At 43.8% G+C, this 9,277-nt stretch carries 8 protein-coding genes; all 8 read left to right on the plus strand.

Annotated features, from left to right (window positions below; genetic code table 11):
* Nucleotides 1-194: 194 nt before the first annotated feature.
* Genes xdhA through puuE form a run of 8 tightly spaced genes read left to right on the plus strand, consistent with a single transcriptional unit; the run spans nucleotide 195 to nucleotide 9,276 of the window.
* Nucleotides 195-1,703: a xanthine dehydrogenase small subunit gene (gene xdhA / locus GQR46_RS11595; RefSeq protein WP_165741022.1), complete on the plus strand. Its 1,509-nt coding sequence runs from the start codon at nucleotides 195-197 to the stop codon at nucleotides 1,701-1,703.
* The gene (gene xdhB, locus GQR46_RS11600; protein WP_165741023.1) at nucleotides 1,690-4,029 is read left to right on the plus strand and encodes a xanthine dehydrogenase molybdopterin binding subunit; all 2,340 of its coding nucleotides are present in this window, start codon (nucleotides 1,690-1,692) and stop codon (nucleotides 4,027-4,029) included. Before xdhA ends, xdhB begins: the two co-directional genes overlap by 14 nt.
* The gene (gene xdhC / locus GQR46_RS11605; RefSeq protein WP_165741024.1) at nucleotides 4,022-4,912 is read left to right on the plus strand and encodes a xanthine dehydrogenase accessory protein XdhC; all 891 of its coding nucleotides are present in this window, start codon (nucleotides 4,022-4,024) and stop codon (nucleotides 4,910-4,912) included. Before xdhB ends, xdhC begins: the two co-directional genes overlap by 8 nt.
* Nucleotides 4,909-5,409 (plus strand): 2-oxo-4-hydroxy-4-carboxy-5-ureidoimidazoline decarboxylase, encoded by a 501-nt coding sequence (gene uraD / locus GQR46_RS11610; RefSeq protein ID WP_165741025.1) that lies wholly within the window; start codon nucleotides 4,909-4,911, stop codon nucleotides 5,407-5,409. Before xdhC ends, uraD begins: the two co-directional genes overlap by 4 nt.
* Nucleotides 5,406-5,756: a hydroxyisourate hydrolase gene (uraH, locus tag GQR46_RS11615; protein WP_165741026.1), complete on the plus strand. Its 351-nt coding sequence runs from the start codon at nucleotides 5,406-5,408 to the stop codon at nucleotides 5,754-5,756. The genes uraD and uraH overlap by 4 nt, the downstream gene beginning before the upstream one ends.
* Before the next feature lie 2 nt (nucleotides 5,757-5,758).
* Entirely contained in the window at nucleotides 5,759-7,123 is a 1,365-nt protein-coding gene (guaD, locus tag GQR46_RS11620; RefSeq protein ID WP_165741027.1) for a guanine deaminase, read from the plus strand.
* Nucleotides 7,124-7,127: 4 nt separating this feature from the next.
* Complete coding sequence (locus tag GQR46_RS11625) at nucleotides 7,128-8,339, plus strand: urate hydroxylase PuuD (RefSeq protein WP_165741028.1); 1,212 nt, start codon at nucleotides 7,128-7,130, stop codon at nucleotides 8,337-8,339.
* A 1-nt stretch (nucleotide 8,340) separates the two neighbouring features.
* Complete coding sequence (gene puuE / locus GQR46_RS11630) at nucleotides 8,341-9,276, plus strand: allantoinase PuuE (protein ID WP_165741029.1); 936 nt, start codon at nucleotides 8,341-8,343, stop codon at nucleotides 9,274-9,276.
* Nucleotide 9,277 lies beyond the last annotated feature (1 nt).

Genomic DNA, 9,277 nt, shown 5'->3' on the forward strand with positions numbered 1-9,277 from the left:
CGCCGTTATTACCTATGCCTCGATAATTTAGCCGCCCCAAACTATTAGCTGACCAAGCGGTCAACAATGGCATAGTAACTGCAATAAACTTACTAATATTAAAAAGTATTTTTGTTACCCGTGCGCAAACAACAAGAAAAAACATACGCCAAGCCTTTATGTATCAGGGCTTTATAAAAATTAAGGGGGTCTGTGTGATTCAATTTTTATTAAATAACACGCCAATTGAAGTACAAGAATGTTCGCCAAGTCTCACCATTTTGGACTGGCTACGCACCAAAAAAGGGAAAGTGGGCACCAAAGAAGGATGTGCAACTGGCGACTGTGGCGCGTGCACAATTTTAGTGGGTGAAGAGCGTATAAATGCAAACGGGCAAACTAGTTGGCAATACAAAACAATGAACAGCTGCTTATTGCTATTAGGCAATGCGCATGCAAAACATATAGTAACGGTAGAGGCTGTGACTACTGGCTTATACCCAAACTTAACCGATTTACACCCTGTACAACGTGCACTGGTAGAGTGCCATGGTTCGCAATGTGGATTTTGCACGCCCGGTATAATAATGAGTTTGTTGGCTCTTTATATTAATGAGCCAACGTACCCTGGTAAAAAAGCGGTTATTCATGCACTTGGCGGTAACTTATGCCGTTGTACAGGTTATAGCCCTATATTACTTGCAGCCGAAAAAGCCTATAGCTATGAACGTAAAGCTGAACCGTACTCAGCAATGGCCGCTCAATTTAAAGTATCACTTAATACGCAATATGATGACGATATTCCATTTTTAAAAAATGGTCCTCGCAAATTTTACTTACCACAAACTGCCCAGCAACTTGTTGAGCTAAAAGCGCTTTATCCTTATGCACATTTAGTTGCTGGTGGCACCGACTTTGCCATTGAGCTTAGCCAAAACATGCTCTTACCAGATGTAATTATCTCCCTTAGCCAAGTAAAGGATCTTTGCACCTTGGCAGATAATAACGGTGAGTTACACATTGGTGCAGCACTACCTTATAGCCAATTTGTTGAGGCATTTTACAATTACTACCCTGAGTCAAAAGAGCTTTTTGAACGCTTAGGATCAAGCCAAGTAAGAAACAGCGGCACACTCGGTGGCAGCATAGGAAATGCCTCTCCTATTGGCGATCCAGCTCCACTTTTAATCGCGCTTAATGCATCAATGGATTTATTAAGCAGCACTGGTACGCGCACTATTAAAGTTGCCGACTACTTTATTGATTACAAAAAAACGGTTCTTAAAAGCGATGAAGTAATTAGTAAGTTCACCATCCCAAAGCGCCCAGAGTCACTAAAACTGGCGTGTCATAAAATATCAAAACGCTTTGAAGACGATATATCTACCGTGTGCTTAGTGCTTGCTATAGAGCATTCACAAAACATGATTACGCAAGCCCGCTGCGCTATGGGCGGTATGGCAGCTATTCCTAAGCGCGCGCAGCATATTGAGCAAAAGCTGATATCTCAATCATTACAAGTAAGTAGTTTTATAGACGCAGCAACGGCTATTAACGATGACTTTACGCCCATGAGCGATGTACGAAGCAGTGCGCATTACCGCACTACGGTAAGCAAAAACTTATTACAACGCATTGGTATTGAGTTTTGCGATGCACAGCCAAGTAGCAGTAAAAATAATAACAACATTGCCATTACGAGGATCTCACATGCGTCACTTTGAAATGGATAAACTAAAAGCGCAAGGTGGTAGCGTCGGCCAATCGAAATATCACGAAAGCGCTATTAAACAAGTTTGTGGCAGTGCAAATTTTGCCGACGATAACCCTGAGCCTTACGGCTGCCTACATGCCTACCCAGTGCTCGCCCCTGTTACAAGTGGCTTTATTAAATCAATAGATACAAGTCACGCACTGGCAGTTAAAGGCGTTCAACGTATTTTATCGGCCGAAGATGTACCGGGTAAATTAGATATTGGCCCGGTATTTCCTGGTGATGTACTGCTGACCAGCCATGAAATTCAATATCACGGACAACCGGTATTAGTAGTGGTTGCCGACACCTATGAAATAGCGCGTCGCGCTGCTCGCTTAGTGGTTATAGAGTGCGAGCAAACTACACCCATACTCGATATTAAAGAAGCCATTAGCAAAGAACATTGGGTAAGGCCGCCCCATTCTCTTAACCGTGGTAATAGTGAGCAAGCTATTAATAATGCAGCCCACCAGCTTAGAGGCGAAATAAACATAGGCGGCCAAGAACACTTTTACCTTGAGGGGCAAATAGCACTTGCGCAACCTGATAACGACGGGGGCATTCATGTTCAGTGCTCTACGCAACACCCAACAGAGGTTCAACACTTAGTTGCTAAAATTTTAAAAAAGCCATTTAGCTTTGTAAACGTAGAAACCCGCCGTATGGGCGGTGCTTTTGGTGGCAAAGAAACCCAAGGCGCACCATGGGCTTGCCTTGCTGCCCTTGCGGTTTACTACCTTGGCTGCGCAGTTAAAATGCGCTTAGCCCGCAGCGACGACTTTAAACTTACCGGTAAGCGCCACCCTTTTTATAATCAATACCATGTAGGGTTTGACGAAAATGGTTTAATAGAAGGTGCCGATATTACCGTAAACGGATTTTGTGGCTACTCGCCTGATTTATCGGATGCAATTGTAGACCGCGCCATGTTTCATGCCGACAACGCCTACTACTACCCAGCCGCGACAATTAAAGGCAATCGCTGTAAAGTGAATACCGTAAGCCATACCGCATTTAGAGGCTTTGGTGGCCCGCAAGGGATGATTATGGGCGAGCTAATAATGGACGATATAGCCGCTAAGTTAGGTAAAGATTCGCTTGAGATCAGAAAACTCAATTTATACAAAAAAGGCCGCGATACCACGCCGTACCATCAAACCGTAGAGCAACATATTTTAATAGATATGATAAGCCAGCTTGAGAAATCGGGTGACTACTGGGAACGCAAAGCCGCTATTAAAGCCTTTAACGCATCATCCCCTATTATAAAAAAAGGCCTTGCGATGACGCCGGTTAAATACGGCATTTCGTTTACGGTACAACACTTAAACCAAGCCGGTGCATTAGTGCATGTATATAGTGATGGATCAATTCACTTAAACCATGGCGGCACCGAAATGGGCCAAGGGCTCAACACCAAAATTGCACAAATTGTGGCCCATGGCTTTGGGGTTGATTTTGACGCGGTAAGTATTAGTGCTACGCGTACCGACAAAGTACCAAACACCTCACCAACAGCGGCCTCAAGCGGTACCGACTTAAACGGTATGGCGGCGCTAAATGCAGTAAACACAATAAAAGAGCGCTTAATTAATTTTATTACCGAGCACTTTGAAGTAGATAGCAACAGTATTGTATTTAAAGATAACTTAATTACCTTTAGTAAAGGCGAAATTAGCTTTAGCGAACTGGCAAACCTTGCTTACATGAACCGTATATCGCTTTCATCTACCGGTTATTACGCCACCCCTAAAATTCATTATGATAGAGCTAAAGGCGAAGGCCGGCCATTTTTTTACTACGCTCACGGCGTAGCACTCAGTGAAGTAGAAGTAGATACCCTAACCGGCGAAAATACGGTAACCCGCGTTGATATACTCCACGATGTAGGCAGCTCAATTAACCCAGCACTTGATATAGGGCAAATTGAAGGCGCCTTTGTGCAAGGCATGGGCTGGCTAACAACCGAAGACTTACAATGGAATGATAAAGGCCAGCTTGCAAGCTTTGGCCCAGCCAACTACAAAATACCAGCCATTGGCGATACCCCGGCCGAATTTAACGTAAATTTATATAACTCAGCCAACCCAGAAACTACCGTATTTAGATCAAAAGCAGTAGGCGAGCCGCCGTTTATGTTGGCCTTTAGTGTGTGGAGTGCTATTCGTAATGCCATAAGCAGTGTGGCTGATTACAAATACTCAGCCCCACTTGATACGCCAGCAACACCCGAGCGAGTACTTAATGCAATAGAGCAAACCGCTAGCTGGTTTAAGGAGCAGCAACATGGCTAATTTAAATGAGTCGTTTCAGGGTTTTCATACGCAAAATTGGGCACAGGCTATAAACGAGCACGAACAAAGCGGCACTAATTATGTTATTGCCACGGTACTTGGCACAAATGGCTCAACCCCGCGTAGCACAGGCTCTAAAATGGTAATAAGCGGCGAGCATATTTACGACACACTTGGCGGTGGCCACCTTGAATACGTAGTAATAGAAAAAGCCCGCGAACTACTTGCCAAAAGCGAAGCCGCCCAAGTAATTGAGCAATTTAACCTAGGTGCAAATTTAGGCCAGTGCTGCGGCGGAGCTGCCACCGTTATGCTTGAATGTATGCAATGCGAGCGCTTTACCCTCGACATTTATGGCGCAGGTCATGTAGCACAAGCACTTATTGGTATATTGGCACAGCTGCCTATGCGCATACGCTGGATAGATAGCCGCGCCGATGTATTCCCGCAATCAATCCCTAATAATGTAGTAAAAGTGGTTGATGAAGAGCCAACAGAACAAGTAAAACGTGCCCCTAAAGCTAACAATTACTTAATACTGACCCACAACCACCAGCTCGACTTTGCACTCACCCAAGCCATTATTAAACGCGCCGATGCCAATTGGCTCGGTGTAATTGGCTCTGACACTAAAGCAAAACGTTTTAAACAACGCCTAGCACATCGCGATTTTACAACCGACCAAATACAGCAAATGACCTGCCCTGTTGGGCTTGAAAATGTAACAGGCAAGCTCCCTATGGAAGTAGCAATATCAATTAGCGGGCAGTTAATTGGCCTTTATCAAGCTATGCAAACCCAAGTACCAAAACGCCAAGGCTTGCAATGGCGCACACTAAAAAATGCCTTAATTAGCACCACGCAAGAGGAAGTAAACGCATGAGTAGCTTAAAAATTAACAACCTAAATGAAGCTCAAGCTCACCAAGCGTTAGAGCACTGTTGCGCGGCACCAAGTTGGGTAAGCGGTATGCTAAACATTCGCCCGTTTAAAAACCAGCAACACCTATTTGAAAGCGCGCAAAGCGTTTGGAATTGCCTAGGTGAGAGCGATTATTTAGCCGCTTTTGAAGGCCACCCGCAAATAGGTGATTTATCAACATTAAGTAAAAAGTACGCCGCTACAGCACAAAAAGCGGGGCATGAGCAATCAGGTATGAGCAAAGCAAACGAAGCCGTACTTACCAAAATGATTGCCCTTAATAAAGAGTACCTGAACAAGTTTGGCTTTATTTTTATTGTGTGCGCCAGCGGTAAAACGGCCGAACAAATGCTTGAGCTGATAGAGCAGCGCATACACAACACCCGCAGTACAGAGCTAAATATTGCCGCGGGCGAACAAGCCAAAATAACAAAAATAAGATTGGAGTCATTGCTATGAATAAAAGTATGAAAAAAAGCCCTATAACCACCCATATACTCGATACCAGCACAGGAAAACCAGCAGCAAACGTTGCTGTTAAGCTATTTAAACTTACAAATAACGAATGGGTGCAACTAACCCAAGGCACAACCGATAGCGATGGGCGTATTACCGACTGGCTAAATACAGAGATAGAATTTGCAACCTATAAGCTAGTATTTGATTTAGATAGTTATTATCAAAATCAACCTACCCCAGCGTTTTACCCAGAGGCGCAAATTACCTTTAGATTACAAGATAAAAAGCATCATCATATTCCGTTATTACTTAGCCCATTTGGCTACTCAACGTACAGAGGCAGCTAATAATGAGCACGCAAAACAATAATAACTTAACAGTAGTTTGTGCCAACATACTCGATTTTGTAGACGACCCTGCCATAGCAGGCGACAACGCCCATCGCTATTTTGAAAAAGGCGCGTTAGTTATTCAACAAGGCAAAGTAGTTAAGCTTGGTTACGAGCAAGACATACTGCCAAGCTTAGATAAATCAGCCACTATTATTCGCCACGATGGCAAATTGGTTATGCCCGGCATGATAGATACCCACATACATTTGCCGCAAACCGAAATGGTAGGCGCGTATGGCGAGCAGCTTTTAAGCTGGCTCACCGAATATGCCTTCCCAACCGAAAAAAAGTTTACCTGTGAGCATTATTCAAAAGAAATCTCTAATCGCTTTTTAGACGAGCTACTACGAAACGGCACCACCACCGCTTTAGTATTTGGCACTGTGCACCCGCAATCGGTGGATGCATTTTTTAACGAATCACAAAAACGTAATTTACGCATGATTGCCGGTAAGGTAATGATGGATAGAAACTGCCCTGATGATTTATCAGATTGTGCGCAAACCAGTTACGATCAATCAAAAGCACTCATCGAAAAATGGCACAATGTTGATAGGCTAAGCTATGCGGTAACGCCACGCTTTGCGCCTACATCAACCCCAGAGCAACTTAAAAAATGCACTCAGTTATTAGAAGAATACCCCGACACCTACCTGCATACGCACTTATCTGAAAACAAAGACGAGTGCGAATGGGTAAAAGGGTTATTTCCAGATGCCGAAGATTACCTAGGCGTGTACGAGCAAGCAAAAATGGTACGTAAACGCTCGGTATTTGCCCATAGCATTCATTTATCTGAGCGTGAGCTTTGCTGCCTTGCCGATAACAATGCGGCAATATCGCACTGCCCTACCTCTAACTTATTTTTAGGCTCTGGCTTATTAAATTTAAAAGCCTGTGAAGAACACGGAATTAACGTAGGCATGGGCACCGATGTGGGCGCAGGAACAAGCTTCTCTATGCTGCAAACAGGTAACGAAGCGTACAAAATCCAGCAGTTACAAGGCCAAAAGTTTTCTGCATTTAAAGGGATGTATCTCGCCACTTTAGGCGGTGCACGAGCACTTGATTTAGAAGGCACCATAGGTAACTTTGAAATAGGTTGTGAAGCCGATTTTATTGTAATGGATTATGCGGCTACCCCGTTTTTAAAGTTCAGAATTGGTCATGCAAAAACACTGCATGAGCAACTTTTTGCCATGATGATGCTAGGCGATGACCGCTGCATAGAACAAACCTACATTATGGGTAAAACCGTGTATAAGCGCGATGAAAAAGAGCAGTTCTCAGCAACCCACACACCGCAATTAGAAGAGGCTTAACATAATGGAAAACTATTTATTTGAGCTTGCTCATTTAGTACTGCGATATTTTCATGTAATTGCGGGCATAGCATGGATTGGCGCTTCGTTTTATTTTGCGTGGCTTGATAACAACTTACAAACGCCGCCACAGTGGAAACAAGATAAAGGCATAAAAGGCGATTTATGGGCCGTGCACGGCGGTGGCTTTTATGAAGTAGCTAAGTATCAAAACGGCCCTGAAGAAATGCCGCACACCCTGCACTGGTTTAAATGGGAAGCGTACACAACCTGGATCACCGGTGTTTTATTATTTAGCTTACTTTACTATGTTGGCGCCGATGTATACCTAATTGATAACAGTAAAAGTGAGCTAAGTAAATTTGCCGCAATTGGCGCATCCCTTGGTTTTATAGGCTTTGGTTATGGGGTTTATCGTTTATTGTGCAAAAGCCCACTGGTTGAAAATGGTAAAGCGTTTATTGCTGTAGTTATTGGAATATTAGCTCTTTGGACTTACGGGGTTGACCAATTATTTAGCGACCGCGCTGTGTATATTCATGTAGGTGCACTTATTGGCACGTGTATGGTGGGCAATGTGTATCACATTATTATGCCAGGGCAGCGCTACATGGTAAGCGAGGTAGAAGCTGGCCGTATTCCTGAATCGCTCCCGGGCTTAAAGGCAAAAATGTGCTCTATTCATAATAACTACGCCACGCTACCAGTGGTATTTATTATGCTTAGCAATCACTTTCCTTATACCTACAGCCACAGCTTTGGCTGGCTTATATTAATTGCGTTATTTGGTATTGGCATGTGGATACGCCACTTTTTTAATTTAAAACATCAAGGTGTTAATAAGCCTTCGGTACTTGTAAGTGGTATTGCCGCCTTTTTTACCCTTATGCTGGCCATATCTCCTTGGCCTACAAGCTCACCAAACACCGATAAAAATGCCTCTTTACAGGCGAGTATTAGCGACTCAGAAGCGTGGAATATAATTAATATACATTGCACGCAGTGCCACAGTGAAACACCTACTTCTGAGCTTTTTCAAACAGCGCCACTTGGTTTTAAGCTCGACTCTATCAATGATGTAAAAAAAGCCAGCGCGCTTATTCATACCCGCGCCGTAATAACTAAAGACATGCCACTGGCTAATATGACCAAAATGACAGACGCAGAGCGCGAAGCGTTAGGACTTTGGTTAACCTTGTTAAATAAGGATAAATAATATGGCTGATCATATTAAAACTGATTACCCGCGAGACTTAATTGGTTATGGCCCACATGCGCCGCATGCAAATTGGCCCAATAAAGCACGTATTGCCGTACAAGTTGTGCTTAATTACGAAGAAGGCGGCGAAAACTGTGTATTACATGGTGATACAGCCGCAGAAACGTTTTTATCTGAAATAGTCAGTGCCCCGCACGTAGAAGACCGCCATATAAGCATGGAGTCTATTTACGAATATGGCTCGCGAGCGGGTGTATGGCGTTTACTTAAACTATTTAAAAAATACGATATACCGGTCACCATTTTTGCAGTGGCGATGGCCCTTGAGCGCCACCCTGATGTAGCTAAAGCCTTTGTTGAAGCGGGCCACGAAATTGCAAGCCATGGCCTGCGCTGGATTAATTATCAAAATATAGATAAGCAAACCGAGCGCGAGCATATGCAACAAGCAATTGATGTCATTAAAAAGCTCACAGGTAAAAAGCCCAAAGGCTGGTACACCGGGCGCACAAGCCCTAATACTGCAGCTCTTGTGGTAGAAAATGGCACATTTTTATATGACGCTGACGATTACAGCGACGATTTACCGTTTTACAGTATTAAAGAAAACAAGCCACAACTCATTGTGCCCTACACGCTTGATGTAAACGACATGCGCTTTGCAGCTGTGCAAGGTTTTAATGCCGGCGATCAGTTTTATAATTATTTAAAAGATGCATTCGATACGCTATACGAGGAAGGAGACCCAGAAGGTGAAAACACACCAAAAATGATGTCGATAGGTTTGCATTGCCGTTTAATTGGCCGCCCTGGGCGAATTAAAGCCCTCGCACGATTTTTAGAGTATGCCCGCTCGCATGATCAGGTTTGGTTTGCCACGCGCGAACAAATAGCCGAGCACTGGCTTAAAACCCACCCGTATAAAAAAGCATAGT

The organism is Pseudoalteromonas sp. Z1A6, from assembly GCF_011378745.1.
Classification (GTDB): domain Bacteria; phylum Pseudomonadota; class Gammaproteobacteria; order Enterobacterales; family Alteromonadaceae; genus Pseudoalteromonas; species Pseudoalteromonas arctica.

Excerpts from the sequence above, each read along its gene's own strand:
- puuE (WP_165741029.1), top strand. The coding sequence starts at position 8,341 with ATGGCTGATCATATTAAAACTGATTACCCGCGAGACTTAATTGGTTAT.
- uraD (WP_165741025.1), top strand. The coding sequence starts at position 4,909 with ATGAGTAGCTTAAAAATTAACAACCTAAATGAAGCTCAAGCTCACCAA.
- xdhB (WP_165741023.1), top strand. The coding sequence starts at position 1,690 with ATGCGTCACTTTGAAATGGATAAACTAAAAGCGCAAGGTGGTAGCGTC.
- xdhC (WP_165741024.1), top strand. The coding sequence starts at position 4,022 with ATGGCTAATTTAAATGAGTCGTTTCAGGGTTTTCATACGCAAAATTGG.
- GQR46_RS11625 (WP_165741028.1), top strand. The coding sequence starts at position 7,128 with ATGGAAAACTATTTATTTGAGCTTGCTCATTTAGTACTGCGATATTTT.
- uraH (WP_165741026.1), top strand. The coding sequence starts at position 5,406 with ATGAATAAAAGTATGAAAAAAAGCCCTATAACCACCCATATACTCGAT.
- guaD (WP_165741027.1), top strand. The coding sequence starts at position 5,759 with ATGAGCACGCAAAACAATAATAACTTAACAGTAGTTTGTGCCAACATA.